The 546-nt window shown below is 64.8% G+C and carries 1 pseudogene; it reads left to right on the plus strand.

The features are described 5' to 3' along the window. Positions 1-546: pseudogene (locus tag AWB81_RS44125) on the plus strand (homoserine dehydrogenase); the annotation flags it as partial.

Raw genomic sequence — 546 nt, forward strand, 5'->3', positions numbered from 1 at the left:
GTGGTGTCAAATTCGACCGGCTTCCTGCCTGCCGCCGACGCACTCAACTACCCGCTCGCGCGCATCAGCGAACTGGCAGACATCTTCGTGCCCAAGGAAGACGGTGGCATCCTCGAGCGCACGGGGGTGGTCGACGTCTTCAACTGCTTGCGCCGCCCCGACGACGTGAGCTTCGGTGGCGGCGTGTTCGTCGTCGTGCGCTGCAAGGACGACGAGACATGGCAATTGCTAAAGCAAAAGGGTCACGTGGTCGGCAGGAGCGGGCGCTATGCGTGTATTTACCTGCCGTATCACCTGATGGGGCTCGAAACGCCGATGAGCCTGTTCTCGGCGGTGCTGCTTGGCCAGCCGACGGGCAGCGCGGACCAGTTGCCCTACGCGCAGATGGTCGCGCGCGTCACGCGTGACTTCAAGGCGGGTGAGACGCTCGCGATGGGCGGCCATCACCACACAATCGACGGCGCGACGCCGCTACTGGTCGACCGCGTCAAAGCAGGCGATGCCGCGCCGTTCTATCTCGCCGCGAACAAGCGGCTCCTCGCCGAT

The organism is Caballeronia arationis, assembly GCF_001544975.2.
Lineage (GTDB): Bacteria > Pseudomonadota > Gammaproteobacteria > Burkholderiales > Burkholderiaceae > Caballeronia > Caballeronia arationis.